The 18,232-nt window shown below is 72.8% G+C and carries 18 protein-coding genes; 11 read left to right on the top strand and 7 right to left on the bottom strand.

Annotated features, from left to right (window positions below; all coding sequences use genetic code 11):
- Nucleotides 1-10 precede the first annotated feature (10 nt).
- From OG899_RS18485 to OG899_RS18475, 3 genes are all read left to right on the top strand, one after another.
- Entirely contained in the window at nt 11-1,090 is a 1,080-nt protein-coding gene (locus tag OG899_RS18485; protein WP_125497964.1) for a M4 family metallopeptidase, read from the top strand.
- Between the two features lie 77 nt (nt 1,091-1,167).
- Nucleotides 1,168-1,434 (top strand): protealysin inhibitor emfourin, encoded by a 267-nt coding sequence (locus OG899_RS18480; RefSeq protein ID WP_125497963.1) that lies wholly within the window; start codon nt 1,168-1,170, stop codon nt 1,432-1,434.
- A 57-nt stretch (nt 1,435-1,491) separates the two neighbouring features.
- Nucleotides 1,492-2,844: a GH1 family beta-glucosidase gene (locus tag OG899_RS18475; RefSeq protein ID WP_189427502.1), complete on the top strand. Its 1,353-nt coding sequence runs from the start codon at nt 1,492-1,494 to the stop codon at nt 2,842-2,844.
- Nucleotides 2,845-2,860: 16 nt separating this feature from the next.
- Here OG899_RS18475 and OG899_RS18470 read toward each other — a convergent pair whose 3' ends face one another.
- Nucleotides 2,861-3,715 carry an NAD(P)-dependent oxidoreductase gene (locus OG899_RS18470; RefSeq protein WP_168131051.1) on the bottom strand — a complete coding sequence of 285 codons (855 nt, stop codon included), beginning with the start codon at nt 3,713-3,715 and terminating at the stop codon, nt 2,861-2,863.
- 134 nt (nt 3,716-3,849) lie between these two features.
- On the opposite strand from OG899_RS18470, the gene OG899_RS18465 reads away from it, so the two are divergent.
- From OG899_RS18465 to era, 7 genes are all read left to right on the top strand, one after another.
- On the top strand, nt 3,850-4,707 hold the full coding sequence (locus OG899_RS18465) for a helix-turn-helix transcriptional regulator (RefSeq protein ID WP_125497960.1): 858 nt from the start codon (nt 3,850-3,852) through the stop codon (nt 4,705-4,707).
- A gap of 262 nt (nt 4,708-4,969) precedes the next feature.
- Nucleotides 4,970-6,061: a PhoH family protein gene (locus OG899_RS18460; protein ID WP_125497959.1), complete on the top strand. Its 1,092-nt coding sequence runs from the start codon at nt 4,970-4,972 to the stop codon at nt 6,059-6,061.
- 12 nt (nt 6,062-6,073) lie between these two features.
- On the top strand, nt 6,074-6,571 hold the full coding sequence (ybeY, locus tag OG899_RS18455) for an rRNA maturation RNase YbeY (RefSeq protein ID WP_125497958.1): 498 nt from the start codon (nt 6,074-6,076) through the stop codon (nt 6,569-6,571).
- Between the two features lie 11 nt (nt 6,572-6,582).
- Complete coding sequence (locus tag OG899_RS18450; RefSeq protein ID WP_125497957.1) at nt 6,583-7,893, top strand: hemolysin family protein; 1,311 nt, start codon at nt 6,583-6,585, stop codon at nt 7,891-7,893.
- Nucleotides 7,890-8,249 (top strand): MmcQ/YjbR family DNA-binding protein, encoded by a 360-nt coding sequence (locus OG899_RS18445; RefSeq protein ID WP_168131049.1) that lies wholly within the window; start codon nt 7,890-7,892, stop codon nt 8,247-8,249. Before OG899_RS18450 ends, OG899_RS18445 begins: the two co-directional genes overlap by 4 nt.
- 140 nt (nt 8,250-8,389) lie before the next feature.
- A complete protein-coding gene (locus OG899_RS18440) occupies nt 8,390-8,752 on the top strand; it encodes a cytidine deaminase (RefSeq protein WP_125497955.1) in 363 nt (120 codons plus the stop codon).
- 170 nt (nt 8,753-8,922) lie between these two features.
- A complete protein-coding gene (gene era, locus OG899_RS18435) occupies nt 8,923-9,876 on the top strand; it encodes a GTPase Era (protein WP_168131047.1) in 954 nt (317 codons plus the stop codon).
- A gap of 86 nt (nt 9,877-9,962) precedes the next feature.
- Here era and OG899_RS18430 read toward each other — a convergent pair whose 3' ends face one another.
- From OG899_RS18430 to OG899_RS18420, 3 genes are all read right to left on the bottom strand, one after another.
- Nucleotides 9,963-12,077 (bottom strand): TIM-barrel domain-containing protein, encoded by a 2,115-nt coding sequence (locus tag OG899_RS18430; protein ID WP_229813641.1) that lies wholly within the window; start codon nt 12,075-12,077, stop codon nt 9,963-9,965.
- 194 nt (nt 12,078-12,271) lie between these two features.
- Nucleotides 12,272-13,438 (bottom strand): carbohydrate kinase family protein, encoded by a 1,167-nt coding sequence (locus OG899_RS18425; RefSeq protein ID WP_373296009.1) that lies wholly within the window; start codon nt 13,436-13,438, stop codon nt 12,272-12,274.
- A gap of 124 nt (nt 13,439-13,562) precedes the next feature.
- The gene (locus OG899_RS18420; RefSeq protein ID WP_125497952.1) at nt 13,563-14,858 is read right to left on the bottom strand and encodes a glucarate dehydratase family protein; all 1,296 of its coding nucleotides are present in this window, start codon (nt 14,856-14,858) and stop codon (nt 13,563-13,565) included.
- 120 nt (nt 14,859-14,978) lie between these two features.
- On the opposite strand from OG899_RS18420, the gene OG899_RS18415 reads away from it, so the two are divergent.
- The gene (locus tag OG899_RS18415; protein ID WP_189427501.1) at nt 14,979-15,773 is read left to right on the top strand and encodes an IclR family transcriptional regulator; all 795 of its coding nucleotides are present in this window, start codon (nt 14,979-14,981) and stop codon (nt 15,771-15,773) included.
- Nucleotides 15,774-15,893: 120 nt separating this feature from the next.
- On the opposite strand, the gene OG899_RS18410 is transcribed toward OG899_RS18415, so the two are convergent.
- The 3 genes from OG899_RS18410 to OG899_RS18400 are packed head-to-tail and all read right to left on the bottom strand — an operon-like array spanning nt 15,894 to nt 18,188.
- Nucleotides 15,894-16,886: an adenosine deaminase gene (locus OG899_RS18410; protein ID WP_189427500.1), complete on the bottom strand. Its 993-nt coding sequence runs from the start codon at nt 16,884-16,886 to the stop codon at nt 15,894-15,896.
- 20 nt (nt 16,887-16,906) lie between these two features.
- Nucleotides 16,907-17,812, bottom strand: a complete 906-nt coding sequence (locus OG899_RS18405; RefSeq protein WP_125497950.1) for a ribonuclease Z — start codon at nt 17,810-17,812, stop codon at nt 16,907-16,909.
- 22 nt (nt 17,813-17,834) lie between these two features.
- Nucleotides 17,835-18,188: a histidine triad nucleotide-binding protein gene (locus OG899_RS18400; RefSeq protein ID WP_125497949.1), complete on the bottom strand. Its 354-nt coding sequence runs from the start codon at nt 18,186-18,188 to the stop codon at nt 17,835-17,837.
- Nucleotides 18,189-18,232: the final 44 nt, after the last annotated feature.

Genomic DNA, 18,232 nt, shown 5'->3' with positions numbered 1-18,232 from the left:
CGTGCGAAGCATGACCACTCACGGGGGCCTTGAGCCCGTCTTCTGCACGATCGTGCCGCCCCACGTGCTCGACCGCCTGGCGCGCCACGACGATCCCGCGCTGTCCGAGCCGGCCCGCCGCAGCCTGGAGCGCGACGCGCTGGAGCGCACCCGGCGCCGGCTGACCACCGTCGCCGGCGCACGCACCGCCGCCGCGCCCGTCGCGCCCGTCGCCGCCCGGGCCGGGCAGCCCGACCGCACGATCTACGACGCCCACCACGGCACCGACCTGCCGGGCACCAAGGTCCGCGGCGAGGGCCAGCAGCCCGGCTCCGACGCCTCGGTCAACCGCGCCTACTCCGGCCTCGGCGCGACCTACGAGCTGTTCTGGTCGGTGTACGGACGCGACTCCATCGACGGCCGCGGACTGCCGCTGCGGGCGACCGTGCACTACGACGAGAAGTACGACAACGCCTTCTGGAACGGCGAGCAGATGGTGTTCGGCGACGGAGACGGCGAGATCTTCCTCGACTTCACCATCCCCGTCGACGTCATCGGCCACGAGCTGGCCCACGGCGTCACCCAGCACACCGCGAACCTCGCCTACTTCGGCCAGTCCGGCGCGCTGAACGAGTCGGTCTCCGACGTGTTCGGCTCGCTGATCAAGCAGTACACCCTCGGGCAGACCGCCGCCGAGGCCGACTGGCTGATCGGCGCGGGCCTGCTCGCCCCGCGCGTGACCGGCACCGCCCTGCGCTCCATGAAGGCGCCGGGCACGGCCTACGACGACGACGTGCTCGGCAAGGACCCGCAGCCGGCCACCATGGACGACTACGTCCACACCGGCAGCGACAACGGCGGCGTGCACCTCAACTCCGGCATCCCCAACCACGCCTTCTACCTGGTCGCCACCGCGCTCGGCGGGCACGCCTGGGAGCGGGCCGGGCAGATCTGGTACGACGTGCTGACCGGCGGCGAGCTGCAGGAGGACGCCCAGTTCGCGGACTTCGCGGCGCTCACCGTCAAGGCGGCCCGGGAGCGGTACGGCACGGGCGACGAGCTGCAGGCGGTGAAGAAGGCCTGGGAGGAGGTCAAGGTACCCGCGTCGTGAGGGTGCTGTCGGGCCCGGCCCGGTCAGGGCCCTGCGCACGGCTTCGGATCTCCGCGCGACGGGGTAGACAGGCAACCATGCGGATTCACGTGAGGCGGACGGGCGGTTTCGCGGGCATCGAGCGGCGCGGCGAGGTGGACACCGCGGGCCGCCCGGACGCCGCCGAGTGGCACGCCCTGGCCGAGCAGGCCCTGGCCGCCGGGCGGGGCACGCCGTCGTCCGGTGTCCCGGACGGCTTCCACTACGAGATCACCGTGGACGGGCGGACGGTGCATGTCGCCGATCCGCATCTCTCCGACGAGCAGCGCCGGCTGATCACCCGGGTGCTGCGCGAGGGGGCCTGAGGTCCCGGCCGGTGCCGGGGCGTTGACATCGCCCACCGCGGTGCGGATGATCCGCGCATGGCGACGGACCCGGTGCCCCGGACATCGCGGCTGCCCGCGTTCCCGCCCGGTTTCCTGTGGGGGGTGTCCACCTCCGCGCACCAGATCGAGGGTGCGGCGACGGAGCGGGAGCCGTCCGTGTGGGACCGCTTCAGCGCCGAACCGGGGCGGATCAAGGACGGTTCGACCGCGGCCGTGGCCTGCGACCACTACCACCGCTACCGGGAGGACGTGGCCCTGCTGGCCGGCCTGGGCGTGGACGCCTACCGCTTCTCCGTGTCCTGGCCGCGGGTGAACTCCCCCGGGGGTCTGGACTTCTACGACCGTCTCGTGGACGAGCTGTGCGCGGCGGGCGTCCGGCCCGTGGTGACCCTCTTCCACTGGGACCTGCCCCTCGGCCTGGACTGGCTGGAGCGGGAGACGGCCGAGCGGTTCGCGCGGTACGTGTCGCTGGTCGCCGAGCGGCTCGGCGACCGCGTCCGCACCTGGATCACCCTCAACGAGCCCGCCGAGCACACCCTGCTCGGCCACGCGCTGGGCGTGCACGCGCCCGGCCGGCAGCTGATGTTCGACGCGTTGCCCGTCGCCCACCACCAGCTGCTCGCCCACGGCCTCGCGGTCCGGGCGCTGCGCGCGGCCGGCGCCACGGACATCGGCATCGCCAACTCGCACGGCCCGACCTGGCCCGCCTCGCCCGAACCGGCCGACACCGAGGCGGCCGGCCTGTACGACCTGCTGCTCAACCGCCTCTTCGCCGACCCCGTGCTGCTGGGGCGGTACCCCGAGGGCCTCGGGGATCTGATGCCGGGCGACACGGGGGACGTGGAAGCCGATCTGGAGGTGATCTCCGAGCCGGTCGACTGGTACGGCGTGAACTACTACGCGCCGACCCGGGTGGGCGCCCCGCAGGGCACGGACACCGCGTTCGGCGGGGTGACGCTCCCGGCCGGGCTGCCGTTCACCGTGCGGCGGATCGAGGGCGTCCCGGTGACGGACTCCGGCTGGCCGGTGGTCCCCGAGGGCCTCACCGAGCTGCTGACCGCCTTCCGCGACCGCTACGGCGAGCGTCTCCCGCCCGTCGTCGTCACCGAGAACGGCTGCTCCGGCGACGGCCTCGACGACCGCGCGCGCATCGCCTACCTGGACGGCCACATCCGCGCCCTGCACCGGGCGCTCCAGGCGGGCGTGGACGTGCGCGGCTACTTCGTGTGGTCCCTGCTGGACAACTTCGAATGGGCGGAGGGCTACGCGCGCCGCTTCGGGTTGGTGCACGTGGACTTCGCCACCCGGCGGCGCACCCCGAAGGCCTCCTACCGCTGGTACCGCGACCAGCTGCGGGCCCAGCGGCAGGCGGCCGGCCGGACCGGCTGACCGGCCCCGGCCCCGGTCACAGCGCCCCGGCCTCCCGGGCGGTGTACACGCTCGGGTGGATCGGCCGGAAGCCGAGTTCGCGGCGGATGCGCCGGGTGTCCACGATGGTGTGCCAGGGGTCGGGGTCGGTGTTGTCGTACAGCTCGTCGGGCACCTCCATGCCGTTGAGCCGGTACAGCTCGACGGTGGTGACGGGCGCGTCGTCGCCGACGTTGTAGATGCGGCCCGCGATGCCGGGCGCGTACAGCAGCCGCATCAGGGCCTGCGCGACGTCCGCGTGGTGGGCCATGTGCAGCCGCTGCTGCGGGGCCCAGCGCGGCGCCCAGGCCATCACGTTCCTCAGGTGCGGGTCGCCCTCGCCGTAGACGAACGGCAGCCGGGCGATGCGCACGTCCAGGCCCTCGGTCGCCAGCAGCGCCCGCTCGGCCTCGAGCTTGGAGGCCGGGTACGCGCCCCACAGGGGCCCGCCGGGCCTGCTCTCGTCGTCCTCGACCAGCGGACGCCCGCGGCCGGTGCCGTAGACGTTGTTCGTGCTGACCTGCACGAACCGCGCCACCCCGGCCTTCTGCGCGGCCCGGCCGAGCGCCACCGCGGCGTCCCGGTTGACCGCCCACATCTCCTCCTCGGGCACCCCGCGGAAGGCGGCCGCGACGTTCACCACCGCGTCCACCCCGGCCAGCACCGTGCCGAGGGTCTCCTCGTCGCGCAGGTCCCCCACGGCGACCTGCGCGCCCAGCTCGGCGAAGCGGGCGCCCCGGGCCTCGTCCCGCACCAGCACCCGCACGTGTTCACCCGGCTGCCGCTGCGCCAGCAGCCTGGGCACGAACCGCCGTCCCACCTGTCCCGTCGTCCCGGTCACCAGGGTCAGCATGATGTGCTCCTCTCGCAGGACCGTCCTGCTCGCCCCTCCACCGTCGGCGGCGCGGGCGGCGGGCGGCAGAGACCTCCTCGTCCGGGGACCCGCGATCCCTGGTTGCGCCCGGCGGGCGGGCCCATCCTTGAGGGGTGGACCGAGCCGAACTCGCCGACTTCCTGCGCCGCAGCCGGGCCCGCCTGGCCCCTTCGGACGTGGGCCTCGCCGCCGGCGCCCGCCGCCGCACGCCGGGCCTGCGTCGCGAGGAGGTGGCCCAGCTGGCCGGGATGTCCGTGGACTACTACACGCGCCTGGAGCAGTCCCGGGGCCCGCGCCCCTCGCGGCAGATGCTGAGCGCGCTGGCCCGCGCACTGCGCCTGACGGAGGACGAACGCGACCATCTCTTCCACCTGACCGGGGAGCAGCCGCCGCGCCGGGAGACGACGAGCCGGCACGTGCGCCCGGGGCTGCTGCTGGTCCTCGACCGGCTGCACGACGCTCCGGCGATGGTGGCCACCGACTGCGGCGAGGTGCTGGCGCAGAACGCGATGTCCCGCGTGCTCAGCGGTGACCTCATGGCCCTGCCGCCTTGCGAGCGCAATCTCATCCGCCGGTTCTTCCTGGACCCCCGGGCGCAGGAGACCTTCCCGGCCGAGGACCGCCCGCAGCGGGCCCGCGAGCAGGTGGCGAGCCTGCGGGCGGTGACCGCGGCCCGCCCGGAGGACCCGGAGCCCGCCGCCCTGGTCACCGAGCTGCGGGCCGCGAGCGAGGAGTTCGCGCGGCTGTGGGACGAGCACGAGGTCGCCGTCCGGCGCGCCTCGGTCAAACGCTTCCGGCACCCGCTGGTCGGCGTGCTGGAGCTGGACTGCGAGGTCCTGGCCCACCTGGAGCACACCCAGCAGCTGGTCGTGCACACCGCCCGCCCCGGCACCGACGCCCACGAGAAGCTGCAGCTGCTGCGGGTGGTGGGCCTGCAGGACCTGACGGCGCCGGTAGCCCGGACGCCGTAGCCGCTCCAGGGCGGTCCCCGCCCCGGGCGGTGCGCACCGGCAGCGAGGCTTTCGGACGGCCGCGCATCAGCCGGGTCCCGCCCCCGCCGGGCGGCTGATCCCGTGAGGCCGGGTGACCGGTTCGTCACCGTACGTGCCGTCACGGTCCCGGACGGAACTGCCTACGACGACCTCAGTACCCCGTCGTACCCTGGGAAGCGCGAGGCCGCCCTCAGCGATGCGGCCGTGACGAGGAGGAATCGCAGGCCTTAAGCGCCGGCCCATGACTCAGACACCCGCAGCAAACACCCCCGCGCAGGGGCAGGCGAGAGCACAGTTCACCGTCCCCGCCCAGCACCCCATGGTGACCGTGCTGGGTTCCGGCGACTCCCTCCTGCGCGTGATCGAGAAGGCCTTCCCGGCGGCCGACATCCATGTCCGGGGCAACGAGATCAGCGCGACGGGCGACCCCGCCGACGTCGCCCTCATCTCGCGTGTGTTCGACGAGATGATGCTGGTGCTGCGCACCGGGCAGCCGATGACGGAGGACGCGGTGGAACGCTCGATCGCCATGCTCAGGGCAAGCGAGAACGGCGAGAGCGACGGTCACGAGACCCCGGCCGAGGTGCTCACCCAGAACATCCTGTCCTCGCGCGGCCGCACGATCCGCCCCAAGACGCTGAACCAGAAGCGTTACGTCGACGCCATCGACAAGCACACGGTCGTCTTCGGCATCGGGCCCGCCGGCACCGGCAAGACCTACCTGGCCATGGCCAAGGCGGTGCAGGCCCTGCAGTCCAAGCAGGTCAACCGGATCATCCTGACCCGCCCGGCGGTCGAGGCCGGCGAGCGCCTGGGCTTCCTGCCCGGCACGCTGTACGAGAAGATCGACCCCTATCTGCGTCCGCTGTACGACGCGCTGCACGACATGATCGACCCGGACTCGATCCCCCGGCTGATGGCCGCGGGGACGATCGAGGTCGCTCCGCTGGCCTACATGCGCGGGCGCACGCTCAACGACGCCTTCATCATCCTCGACGAGGCGCAGAACACCTCGCCCGAGCAGATGAAGATGTTCCTCACCCGGCTCGGCTTCGACTCCAAGATCGTGATCACCGGTGACGTGACGCAGGTCGACCTGCCAGGCGGCACCAAGAGCGGTCTGCGCCAGGTGCAGGAGATCCTGGAGGGCGTCGAGGACGTCCACTTCGCCCGGCTGTCGTCGCACGACGTCGTACGGCACAAGCTCGTGGGCCGTATCGTCGACGCGTACGAGAGGTACGACAGCACGCACGGCACCGAGAACGGCGCGCCGAAGCCCACGGGCCACGGCAGGGCCGCGCAGGGGCACGGGCACGGGCACAAGGGGAAGTAGACCAGCACGACCATGTCGATCGACGTCAACAACGAGTCCGGCATCGAGGTCGACGAACAGGCGATCCTCGACATCGCCCGGTACGCCCTCGCGCGGATGCGCATCCACCCGCTGTCGGAGCTGTCGGTGATCGTGGTGGACGCCGACGCCATGGAGCAGCTGCACGTGCAGTGGATGGACCTGCCGGGACCCACCGATGTCATGTCCTTCCCCATGGACGAGCTGCGTCCGCCGTCGAAGGACGACGACGAGCCCCCGCAGGGCCTGCTCGGCGACATCGTGCTGTGCCCCGAGGTGGCCGCCAAGCAGGGCGCCGAGGCGCCCACGCGGCACTCCATGGACGAGGAGCTGCAGCTGCTCACCGTGCACGGTGTGCTGCATCTGCTCGGCTACGACCACGAGGAGCCGGACGAGCGGGCCGAGATGTTCGGCCTGCAGGCCGCCATCGTCGACGGATGGCGGGCCGAGCGCGGCCTGACCGGCCCGTCCCCGGCGCCCACCGTCACCTGAGGCGCCCGGCGATGAACCCGCAGATCGTGATCGGCGCGGTCGCGCTGGTCGTCGTCGCCTGGCTCGCCGCCTGTGCGGAGGCCGGCCTGGCCCGCGTGTCCAGTTTCCGCGCCGAGGAGGCGGTGAAGTCCGGCCGCCGCGGCAGTGCCCGGCTGGCCAAGGTCGCCGCCGACCCGACCCGCTATCTGAACGTCGCGCTGCTGGTGCGCGTGGCCTGCGAGATGGCCGCGGCGGCACTGGTGACCTACGCCTGCCTGGAGGCCTTCCCCGGCACGGCGCAGGCGCTGGTGGTCGCCATCGCGGTCATGGTGCTGGTGTCGTACGTGGCCGTCGGCGTGTCCCCGCGCACCATCGGCCGCCAGCATCCGCTGACCACGGCGACCGTCGCGGCGTACGTCCTGGTGCCGCTGGCGCGGATCATGGGCCCGATCCCGTCGCTGCTCATCCTCCTCGGCAACGCGCTCACCCCGGGCAAGGGTTTCCGGCACGGCCCGTTCGCCTCGGAGGCGGAGCTGCGCGCCCTGGTGGACCTGGCGGAGAAGCAGTCGCTGATCGAGGACGAGGAGCGCCGCATGGTGCACTCGGTCTTCGAGCTGGGCGACACGCTGGTGCGCGAGGTGATGGTGCCGCGCACCGACCTGGTGGTCATCGAACGGTTCAAGACCGTCCGCCAGGCCCTCACCCTGGCGCTGCGCTCGGGCTTCTCGCGCATCCCGGTCACCGGGGACGGCGAGGACGACATCGTCGGCATCGTCTATCTGAAGGACCTGGCCCGCCGCACCCACATCAGCCGGGAGGCGGAGAGCGAGCTGGTGTCCACCGTGATGCGCCCGGCGGTGTTCGTACCCGACACCAAGAACGCCGGTGACCTGCTGCGCGAGATGCAGAAGGAGCGCAATCACGTCGCCGTGGTCATCGACGAGTACGGCGGCACGGCCGGCATCGTCACCATCGAGGACATCCTGGAGGAGATCGTCGGTGAGATCACCGACGAGTACGACCGGGAGCTGCCTCCGGTGCAGGACCTCGGCGACGGCCGCCACCGGGTCACCGCCCGCCTCGGCATCGGCGACCTGGGCGAGCTGTACGGCCTGGAGGAGTACGACGACGAGGACGTGGAGACGGTCGGCGGCCTGCTCGCCAAGGCCCTGGGCCGGGTGCCGATCGCCGGCGCCTCCTCGGTGGTCGCCCTGCCGGACGGGCGGAAGCTGCGGCTGACCGCCGAGGCCGCCGCCGGACGGCGCAACAAGATCGCCACGGTGCTGGTGGAGCCGGTGCCCGTGCCGGCCGCGCTCCCGGGGGACGAGGACAAGCCGGAGTGACACCGAAGACACTGCGTGATCTGTGCCTGTCGTTCGACGCGGCCGTGGAGGAGTTCCCGTTCGGCCCCGAGCTGTCCGTGTTCAAGGTGCTCGGCAAGATGTTCGCCCTGACGGCGCTGGATGCGCGGCCGCTGACGGTGAACCTCAAGTGCGACCCGGAGGAGGCGGTCCGGCTGCGCGCCACGCACCCGGGGCTGATCGTTCCGGGCTGGCACATGAACAAGCGGCACTGGAACACGGTGACGGTCGACGGCTCGCTGCCCGACCGGCTGGTCCGCGAGCTGGTGGAGGACTCCTACGACCTGGTGGTGGCCGGGTTGCCGCGTGCCCAGCGGCTGCGGCTCGACCGCCCCTGAGAGAGCGCCCCTGAGCACCGCCCGTGAGACCGCCCCCGGAGGACCTCCTCCGCAGGGCGACCCGCGCACGCCGCGGCTCCCGTCGCCCCGGGGGCGCCCTCGGCTGCGTCGCGGCCGGCGTGCCTTCGTATGCTCGGATCATGACTGACAGCAACGGGCTCGCCCCCGAGGACCGCAAGATCGTCACCCTGGCCCGTTCGGTGCGGGCCCGCAACGGTGTGCCCGAGGGCGCGGCCGTGCGGGACGAGACCGGGCGCACCTACGCCGCCGGGTCGGTGCAGCTGCCCTCGCTGAAGCTGACCGCGCTGCAGACGGCCGTGGCGATGGCCGTGGCGTCCGGGGCCGGCTCGCTGGAGGCGGCGGCCGTGGTGAGCGAGACGGAGGACATCGCCGCCGAGGACCGGGCCGCCGTCGGGGACCTGGGCGGCCCCGAGACACCGGTGCTGCTGGCCGGACCGGACGGCACGGTCAAACTCACCCGGCCGGCGGGCGCGGCCGAGTAACCCCGCCGGGCATCCCCGTCCCACGGCCCGTCCCGCGTGCGTTTCCGGTCACATCCCGGGACCCTGCGGCGGGCGGACCGGCGGCACGGACACGTCCACGGCGCCCTGTCCGGGGCCCCGGCGCGGATCGGGGTACGGCAGGGCGTCGTCGATCAGGGAGAATGGGCGCCATGAGCGTTCGCACCCAGTCATCCGAGCAGTCCACCGAGGCTGTCCACCGGGCCGGCTTCGCCTGTTTCGTGGGCCGGCCCAACGCGGGCAAGTCCACCCTCACGAACGCTCTGGTCGGGCAGAAGGTGGCGATCACCTCGAACCGGCCGCAGACGACCCGGCACACCGTGCGGGGCATCGTGCACCGGCCCGACGCGCAGCTGATCCTGGTGGACACCCCGGGCCTGCACAAGCCGCGCACCCTGCTGGGCGAGCGGCTGAACGACGTGGTGCGCACCACGTGGGCGGAGGTCGACGTGATCGGCTTCTGCCTGCCCGCCGACCAGAAGATCGGCCCCGGTGACCGCTTCATCGCCAAGGAACTGGCCGGCATCAAACGCACCCCGAAGATCGCGGTGGTCACCAAGACGGACCTGGTGGACTCCAAGGCCCTGGCCGAACAGCTGATCGCGGTCGACCGGCTCGGCAAGGAGCTGGGCATCGACTGGAAAGAGATCGTGCCGGTGTCGGCGACCGCCAACAAGCAGGTGGATCTGCTCGCCGACCTGCTGATCCCGCTGCTGCCGGAGGGCCCCGCCCTGTACCCCGAGGGCGATCTGACCGACGAGCCCGAGCAGGTGATGGTGGCGGAGCTGATCCGCGAGGCCGCGCTGGAGGGCGTGCGGGACGAGCTGCCGCACTCCATCGCGGTGGTCGTGGAGGAGATGCTGCCGCGCCCGGACCGGCCCAAGGACAAGCCGCTGCTCGACATCCACGCGAACGTCTACATCGAGCGGCCCAGCCAGAAGGGCATCATCATCGGCCCGCGCGGCAAGCGGCTGAAGGAGGTCGGCATCAAGTCCCGCCGCCAGATCGAGGCCCTGCTGGGCACCCCGGTCTACCTCGACCTGCATGTGAAGGTGGCCAAGGACTGGCAGCGCGACCCCAAGCAGCTGCGCAAGCTCGGCTTCTGAGCTGCGCCCACGACGGCGGCCCGGGGCCGCACCGGCCGTGAGCCCGGCCGGTGCGGCCCCGTCCACGTGCGTGCGGACACCGTGTGTCAGCGCAGGGCGCGCAGGGCTTTGTCGGCTCCCTCGGCGCCCAGTCTCACGAAGACGGGGGTCGTGCCCAGCGGGGTGGCGTAGGACGTCAGGGTCCGGCCGCCCGCGACGGTCCGCTGGTGCGCCACGTCGTACCAGGTGCCCGGGGGCAGGTGGACGGAACGGGAGGAGGCGTCGGCGAGCTGGGGGGCGGCCAGGACGGCCGGGCCGAGCATCCACTCGTCGCCGATCGTGTAGGTGTCCCGGTCCTCGGGGAAGTCGAAGAACAGCGGGCGCATGATCGGGTCGCCGGTCCTCAGGCTGTGCTGAACCTGGTCCCAGATGTACGGGGCGAGGCGCTGGTGCCGGGCGATGGCCTCGCGGTACAGGGCGACGGTCTCCTCGTCGTAGACGACCGGCCGGCCGGTGGTGGGGTCGACGGTGTCGACGGGGGACGTGGAGGAGTACATCAGCGGCATCAGGGCGGCCGACTGCGCCCAGCGGACCAGGACCTCCTTCGCCGGGGCCGGCTGGAGGCTGGAGCCGCCGATCATGTCGGTGGCGACGAAGGGGTAGCCGATCGTGGAGATGGCGAGGTTCTGGGTGACGGAGGCCCGCAGGGAGTTCCAGCCGGTGCCCTTGTCGAGCTGGCGGGTGACGAACCCGGCGCGGTGGGCGGCGGTGTCCCAGTGGACGCGGATGCCGACGCCCTGCAGGTCGTACTCGTCGGCGAGTTCGGCGCCCAGCCGCTGATAGTCGGTGGGACGGTAGCCCTCGTGCGGGGCGCACCGCTCGTCGAAGAAGCGGGTGTCGAACTTCAGGCCGTCGACGCCGTAGGTGTCCATGAGGGTGCGCAGCCGGCCCTCGTACCAGGCCCGCGCCTCGGGGTTGCCCAGGTCGACGATGCCGGCGGTGCCGTTCCACCAGGTGACCGTGCAGGGCTCGGCGGGGTCGGCGGCGTCCTTGAGCAGGTAGCCGTGGTCGGCGGCGTAGCGGTACTGGTCGGAGTCCAGGTTGATCCACAGGGTGACCCACAGGCCGAAGTCGAAGCCGAGGGCGTGGATGGTGTCGGACATGGCCTTCGGGTCCGGGTACGCCTTCGGGTCGAAGGTCATGTTGCCGTAGTCGGACTCCCACTTGTCGTCCAGCTGCAGGGCGTGCCCGGTGATGCCGTGGTCGTGCAGGTCCTGGGCGTAGTCGAGGAGTTTCGCCTGGTCGACGTGGGTGTAGAACTGGGCCCAGGAGTTCCACACGGGTTCGGCGTACTGCCGGTAGGTGGCGTCGGACTTGGCGGGCCTGCCGACGAGGTCCACGTAGTCGCGGTAGACGTCCAGGGGCGTGGACTCCACGAAGACGGTCGCCCTGTACGGCTCGGCGGACTCGATGTCGAAGCGGCCGAGGCCGTCCTGGCCCTCGTTGAGGGACACGTCCATGACCTGACCGGTGTCCACGTGCAGGCCGGTGGCACGGGAGGTGTACCAGAACGGGTCGATCATGTAGTAGGAGGCCGGGCCGAAGGCGGGGTGCACGACCTCGCCGCTGTCCAGCGGCCAGGGCTGGTCGGTGGCGGGGCCGCCGTTCGGGGTCTGGGTCTCTCCATGGCCGTACCAGTGACCGGCGGACGACAGATCGCAGGCCAGGCCGAGCCGTTCGGGGGTGGCGCCGATGACCCGCCACCGCAGCTGGTAGCGGTCGGCCGAGGGGGTCACGCGGGCCTCGATCGTGGCGCCCGGTGCGGTGGTGTCGGCGGTGAGGGTGAGGGTGCCGTCCTTCCAGGCGTGGCCGGTGACCCGGGTGGCGTGGTGCCAGGTGCCGGCGGTGCGGAAACGCAGCGCGCCGGTGTCACCGGAGGCGGTGGCCAGGACGGTGCCGCCCGACCGGAGGGTGGTGAAGGAGAGTTGTCCGGTCGTCACCTGCAGCCGGTAGCCGGGGGCGCTGCGGCTCGGCGGGACGGTCAGGGTGAGGTCGTCGGCGGTGCGGGTGAGCCGGGCGGTCGTCCCGGTCGGCGCCCGGGGCGGGGACTGGGGGCGGGCCTGGGCCGGCTCGGGAGCGGTCAGCGCGGCCGGGAGAGCGGCGACCAGGGCGAGAGCGAGGGTGGTCAGGAGCACTCGGGGGCTGTGCGGTGGTCTGCGCACGACGCATGTCCTTCGTCAGGCAGTCATGGGTCAGGTGGTGCTTCGAAGGTGCCGGAGCCCGTGCACCGCCGTCCGGGTACGACGACGGTGCGCCATCGTGCTTGATTCCGCCGATGGTCGAGCAGGAAACGACACCTGTCAACGGCCGGGCACGCGCCGTGCGGACGGGGTCCTCGGGTGCTGCGCGGTCCGTGTCAGGCCGAGCGGCGGAACCCGATGGTGGGGACGGCTCTGCGCCGCGGCCACGGCTGGGGGCACGCCTGCGAGACCAGCCGGTCGAGGAAGGCGTACCGGCGCAGCGCCTCCGGGTCCTGCCCGTCCACGGACTGCACCCGGCGCCACCAGGCGGCGATCTCCGACCAGTCGGGCGCCGAGAGCGAACCGCCGAACTCCTGCACGGACAGGGCGGCGGTCAGGCCCGCGAAGGCCAGCCGGTCGGCCAGCGGCCAGCCGGCCAGGGAGCCGGTGACGAAGCCGGCCACGAACACGTCGCCCGCCCCCGTCGGGTCCAGGGCGTCCACCGCGATGGCGGGCACCTCGGCGGCCTCCCCGGTGCGCCGGTCCACCGCGTAGGCGCCCTCGGAGCCGAGGGTGACCACCGCGACCGGCACGTACTCGGTGAGCGCGTGGGCGGCGGTGCGGGGGCAGTCGGTGCGCGTGTAGCGCATCGCCTCCTCGGCGTTGGGCAGGAACGCCTCGCAGTGCTCCAGGTCGGCCAGGGCCTTCAGGTCCCAGGCGCCGGTGTCGTCCCAGCCGACGTCCGCGAAGACACGGGTGCCCTGGCGTGCGCTCTGCGCGATCCAGGGCGCGTGCTGACCGGGTGTCAGGGAGGCCACGGCGGCCCGTGCCCGGGGCGGGCAGTCCGGGGCGGGTTCCTCCGGGGGCGGCTCGTGGCCGTGGGAGACCATGGTGCGCTCGCCCTCGTAGGCCATGGAGACGGTGACCGGCGAGTGCCAGCCGGGCACGGTGCGGGACGGGGTCAGGTCGATGCCCTCGCCCTGTTCCAGCACGTCCCAGCAGTACTCGCCGTAGTGGTCGTCGCCGAACGCCGCGGCGAGGCAGGTGCGCAGGCCCAGGCGGGCCAGCGCGGTCGCCATGTTGGCCACGCCGCCCGGGCTGGAGCCCATGCCGCGGGCCCAGGACTCCGTCCCGCGCACCGGGGCGCAGTCGAGCCCGGTGAAGATGATGTCGAGGAAGACCGTGCCGGTCAGATACACGTCCCAGGGCGGGTCGTCGGCCGAACGGGTCCCGGCCAACGGGTCGATCTGCGGGCCGACCGGGGCGTGCGGGGCTTTGACGATGTACTCCCTGTCCTGCGGGTGCAGCGGATCCTCTCCGGCGGGCGGGTGCGACGCGGTCACGGTGCGCTCCTGACATGGTGCGGATCAGGCCAGTGTGCACCACGTCGGCGGCCCGGGGGAGGCGATCACGCCGGAGGCACCGCTGTGGGCTCCCCCGCCGGCGGTCACGCCTCCCGCGGGGTGCTCACCAGCGCGGCACGGCCGGAGTGACCCAGTCCGGGTCGGCGACACGCATCGCCGCCGCGTCGTCGCGGTCGCGCAGCGCACCGTCGTCGTCCAGCCACCGGCGGTGCAGGAACGCCAGCTTGTCCCGGTCGAGTTCGACGCCGAGTCCGGGCGCGTCGGAGACGGCGACCCGGCCGCCGGTGAAGGCGATGCGTTCGGTGAGCACGTCCTCCGACTGCCAGGGGTAGTGCGTGTCGCAGGCGTGCTCGAGGCCGGGGACGGTGGCGGCGACGTGGGTCATCGCGGCCAGGCTGATGCCCAGGTGGGTGTTGGAGTGCATGGACACGCCGACGTCGAAGGTGCGGCAGATCGCGGCGAGGTGCTGGGTGTTGCGCAGGCCGCCCCAGTAGTGGTGGTCGGAGAGCACGACCTGCACGGCGCCCCGGGTGAAGGCCTCCTCGATCTCGGCGAAGGTCGTCACGCACATGTTGGTGGCGAGCGGTACCCCGGCGCGGGCGGCGACCTCGGCCATGGCGGGCGTGCCGAGCGTGGGGTCCTCCAGGTACTCCAGCAGGTCCCGGAGTTCCTCCGCCACCTTCAGCGAGGTCGGAACCGACCAGGCGCCGTTGGGGTCGAGCCGCAGCGGGTGTCCCGGGAACGCCTCGGCCAGCGCCCGCACCGCGGCGATCTCCTCCTCGGGCGGGAACACGCCGCCCTTGAGTTTGAAGGAAGTGAAGCCGTGGCGTTCGGTGAACCGGCGGGCCTGGGCGACGACGCCCTCCGGGTCGAGGGCGGCACCCCAGTCGTCGGGCTCGCAGATCACGCCCTCGGGGTGGGACTCCCACTTGTAGAACAGGTAGGCGCTGTACTCCACGGCGTCGCGGAGCCTGCCGCCGAGCAGGGCGTGCACCGGCAGGCCGAGCGCCTTGCCGAGGGCGTCCAGGCAGGCGACCTCGAAACCGGAGACGACGGACAGGCGCAGCTTGTCCGCGGTCTGCACCCCGCGCAGCCCGCCCACGTCGACCGCGTCGGACACCTGGGAGGCGTCCACGGCGACCCGGTCGGCGAGGGTGAACAGCCCGTTCAGGGCGGTGAGCTGCCGTCCCTTCAGTTTCTCGGCCAGCGGGCGGGCCAGGTCCAGGTACGTGGTGTCGCCGTAGGTCTCGCCGACGCCCGTGATCCCCTCGGCCGTGACCACCTCCACGATCAGGCGCGGCGTGTACGGCTGGTGGACGCCCTGGGTGTTCAGCAGCGGCGGGTCGGCCACCAGGATCGGCGTCAGCCGTACGTCGGTGATGGTCAGGTCACGGCTCACGGGATCATCTCCCCATGTAGATGCCATCTACGTATGCAGACAGAGGTTAGGGAAGTGAACAGGGGGCGTCAACGGTGCGGGCGCCGCCGCGGGCCGGCGCCGGCCACTACGATCAGGGGCATGCCGAGGTCAGCGCAGAGCGCGGGCGTGCGCGAGGTGAAGTCCGCGGCGCGGACGGTGGAACTGCTGGAACTGCTCGCCGCGCGCGGCGACCGTCCGGCGCGGCTGCAGGAGCTGGCCGAGACCCTCGGTGTGCCGCGCAGCTCGATGTACGCGCTGCTGCAGACGCTGATCTCGCGCGGCTGGGTGCGCACCGACGTCACCGGCTCGCTGTACGGCATCGGCATCCACGCCCTGCTCACCGGCACCAGCTACCTGGACTCCGACCCGCGGGTGCGCCTGGTGCGGCCCTTTCTGGACCAGGCGTCACAGCAGCTGGGCGAGACGATCCACCTGGGCCGGCTGGACGGGTGGGACGTGGCCTATCTGGCGACGCGGGAGTCGCACGAGTACCTGCGGACCATCAGCCGGGTGGGGCGGCGGCTGCCGGCGCACGTGGGCGCGCTCGGCAAGGCGCTGCTGGCCGAACGCCCCGACGAAGACCTGCCCGACGGCCCCTACGAAGCGCTCACCGAGAACTCGCACACCACCCGCGAGGCACTCGCCGCCGATCTCGCCGCCGTGCGCGAGCGGGGCTGGGCCGTCGACCGCGAGGAGGGCGTGCTCGGCATCGTCGGCTTCGGTTTCGCGCTGCGCTACGACACCCCGGCGCAGGACGCGATCAGCTGCTCGGTGCCGGTGTCCCGGCTGACCCCCGAGCACGAGGAGCGGATCGTCGCGGTGATGGAGGAGACACGGGCGCGCATCGAGGCGGCCGCACCGGGCACGGGCGGCGGCGGCCCACGCTGGCGGTGAGCGCCCCGCGCCCCCGCCTCACGTGCGCCCCCGCCTCACGTGCGCCCCCGCCTCACACGCGTCCTCGCCTCACACGCGTCCACACCTCACACGCGTCCCCACCTCACACGCGTCCTCGCCTCACCCGAAGCTGTAGGCCTCGACCTCGGCCAGGCAGCGCTGCCGTCGCTCCTCGTCGTGCTCCAGGAAGGCGGCACGGAAGGAGTTGCGGGCCAGCGTGCGCAGCTGCTCCTCGGTCAGGCCGAGGGTGTCCCGCACCGCGTCGAAGTTGTCGCCGGCGTAGCCGCCGAAGTAGGCCGGGTCGTCGGAGTTGACCGTGCACACCAGCCCGGCGTCGAGCATGGCGGGCAGCGGATGCTCGGCGAGGCTCGCGACGGTGTGCAGCCGGACGTTGGACAGCGGGCACACGGTCAGCGGGATCCGCTCCCGCACCAGCCGGTCGACCAGGGCGGGGTCCTCCATGCAGCGCAGCCCGTGGTCGATGCGTTCGACGCCGAGCACGTCGAGGGCCTCGGTGATGTACTGCGGCGGCCCCTCCTCCCCGGCGTGCGCCACCCGGCGCAGACCGAGGTCGGCGGCCGCCCGGAACACCTCGCGGAACTTCGCCGGCGGATGCCCGACCTCGGCCGAGTCCAGGCCGACGCCGGTGATCCGGTCCAGCCAGGGCTCGGCCGCGCGGAGGGTCCGAAGGGCCGAGTCGGCGGACTCGTCCCGCAGGAAACACAGGATGAGCTGCGTGGAGACGCCGTGGTTCTGCTCGCTGCGGCCCAGCGCCCGCCACAGCCCCTCCACGACCGTGCCCAGCTCCACGCCGCGCTTGAGGTGGGCCTGCGGGTCGAAGAAGATCTCCGCGTGCCGCACGCCCTGCGCCGCGGCCCGCGCCAGGTAGGCGTCGGCCAGGTCCGCGAAGTCCTGCTCGGTGCGCAGGACGTCCATCAGCGCGTAGTACAGGTCCAGGAAGGACTGCAGATCGGTGAAACGGTAGGCCTCGCGCAGCGCGTCGGTGTCCGCGTACGGCAGGGTCACGCCGTTGCGCGCGGCCAGCGCGAACGCCGTCTCCGGCTCCAGGGTGCCTTCGATGTGCAGGTGCAGTTCGGCTTTGGGCAGGGGCATCGCAGCATCGTACGGCCAGGTCAGCGGCGTTTGGGCACCGCCACCCGCTGCAGGTCCCGGGCCACGGTCAGCTCGCCGTCGAAACCGGCCGCCCGCGCCTGCCGTTCGAACTCGCCGGGGTCGGTGTAGCGCTGGCTGAAGTGGGTCAGGACGAGGTGCCGCACCCCGGCGTCCCGGGCCACCCGTCCCGCCTGTCCGGCGGTGAGGTGGCCGAACTCCTCGGCGAGCGCGGCGTCGGCGTCGAGGAACGTCGACTCGATCACCAGCAGGTCGCAGCCCTCGGCGAGGGCGAACACGCCGTCGCACAGCCGGGTGTCCATGACGAACGCGAACCGCTGCCCGCGCCGGACCTCGCTGACCGCCTCCAGCGGCACCCCGCGCAGCGACCCCTCCCGCTGCAGGCGGCCCACGTCCGGGCCGGTGATGCCGTGTGCGGCGAGCCGGTCGGGCAGCATGCGGCGCCCGTCGGGCTCGACGAGCCGGTAGCCGTAGGACTCCACCGGGTGCGACAGCCGGCGGGCCGACAGCGTGTACGCCGGGGTGGTGGCGAGGACGCCGTCGGCGTCGACCGGGGCCTCGGTCAGGGCGACCGTCTCGCGGTAGGCGGTGGCGTAGCGCAGGCGGTCGAAGAACCGTTTCCCGGAGTGCGGGTAGTGCGCGGTGATCTCGTGCGGCACCCGGTCCAGGTTGATCCGCTGGATCACCCCGGCCAGGCCCAGGCTGTGGTCGCCGTGGAAGTGGGTGACGCAGATCCGGTGGATGTCGTGGGCGGCGACCCCGGCGCGCAGCATCTGCCGCTGCGTGCCCTCGCCGGGGTCGAACAGGAAGCCCTCGCCGTCCCAGCGCAGCAGATAGCCGTTGTGGTTGCGGTGCCGGGTCGGCACCTGGCTGGCGGTGCCCAGGACGACCAGTTCACGGACGGACACGTCGCTGAAGCCCCCGGCCGCTCTAGCCCGGAGGCCACTGCAGGCCGCGGCCGCCCAGGACGTGGGCGTGCGCGTGCCAGACCGTCTGGCCGGCGCCGGAGCCGGTGTTGAAGACGATGCGGTAGCTGTCCAGCTTCTCCTCGTCGGCGACGGCCTGGGTCTCGCGCAGCACGTCCGCGGCGAGCTGCGGGGCACCGGCGGCCAGGGCGGCGGCGTCCTTGTAGTGCGCCTTGGGGATCACCAGGACGTGGGTGGGCGCCTGGGGGTTGATGTCGCGGAAGGCGAGCGTGGTGTCGGTCTCGCGGACCACCGTCGCGGGGACATGACCCGCGACGATCTTGCAGAACAGGCAGTCGTCCTGCGGTTCCCCTGCCATGGTTCTCCTCATGCGGTGATCGTCTCGTGCTGCATCGTAGCGAG

It is taken from the genome of Streptomyces thermoviolaceus (assembly GCF_045209695.1).
Classification (GTDB): Bacteria; Actinomycetota; Actinomycetes; order Streptomycetales; family Streptomycetaceae; genus Streptomyces; species Streptomyces thermoviolaceus.
The sequence above is the reverse complement of the archived record's forward strand: the minus strand, read 5'-3'. Positions and strand labels throughout refer to the sequence as shown.

What these genes read in the sequence shown, in the direction of transcription:
- OG899_RS18485 (WP_125497964.1), top strand. Translation starts at nt 11, where the DNA reads ATGACCACTCACGGGGGCCTTGAGCCCGTCTTCTGCACGATCGTGCCG.
- OG899_RS18480 (WP_125497963.1), top strand. Translation starts at nt 1,168, where the DNA reads ATGCGGATTCACGTGAGGCGGACGGGCGGTTTCGCGGGCATCGAGCGG.
- OG899_RS18475 (WP_189427502.1), top strand. Translation starts at nt 1,492, where the DNA reads ATGGCGACGGACCCGGTGCCCCGGACATCGCGGCTGCCCGCGTTCCCG.
- OG899_RS18470 (WP_168131051.1), bottom strand. Translation starts at nt 3,715, where the DNA reads ATGCTGACCCTGGTGACCGGGACGACGGGACAGGTGGGACGGCGGTTC.
- OG899_RS18460 (WP_125497959.1), top strand. Translation starts at nt 4,970, where the DNA reads ATGACTCAGACACCCGCAGCAAACACCCCCGCGCAGGGGCAGGCGAGA.
- ybeY (WP_125497958.1), top strand. Translation starts at nt 6,074, where the DNA reads ATGTCGATCGACGTCAACAACGAGTCCGGCATCGAGGTCGACGAACAG.
- OG899_RS18450 (WP_125497957.1), top strand. Translation starts at nt 6,583, where the DNA reads ATGAACCCGCAGATCGTGATCGGCGCGGTCGCGCTGGTCGTCGTCGCC.
- OG899_RS18440 (WP_125497955.1), top strand. Translation starts at nt 8,390, where the DNA reads ATGACTGACAGCAACGGGCTCGCCCCCGAGGACCGCAAGATCGTCACC.
- era (WP_168131047.1), top strand. Translation starts at nt 8,923, where the DNA reads ATGAGCGTTCGCACCCAGTCATCCGAGCAGTCCACCGAGGCTGTCCAC.
- OG899_RS18415 (WP_189427501.1), top strand. Translation starts at nt 14,979, where the DNA reads ATGCCGAGGTCAGCGCAGAGCGCGGGCGTGCGCGAGGTGAAGTCCGCG.
- OG899_RS18410 (WP_189427500.1), bottom strand. Translation starts at nt 16,886, where the DNA reads ATGCCCCTGCCCAAAGCCGAACTGCACCTGCACATCGAAGGCACCCTG.
- OG899_RS18400 (WP_125497949.1), bottom strand. Translation starts at nt 18,188, where the DNA reads ATGGCAGGGGAACCGCAGGACGACTGCCTGTTCTGCAAGATCGTCGCG.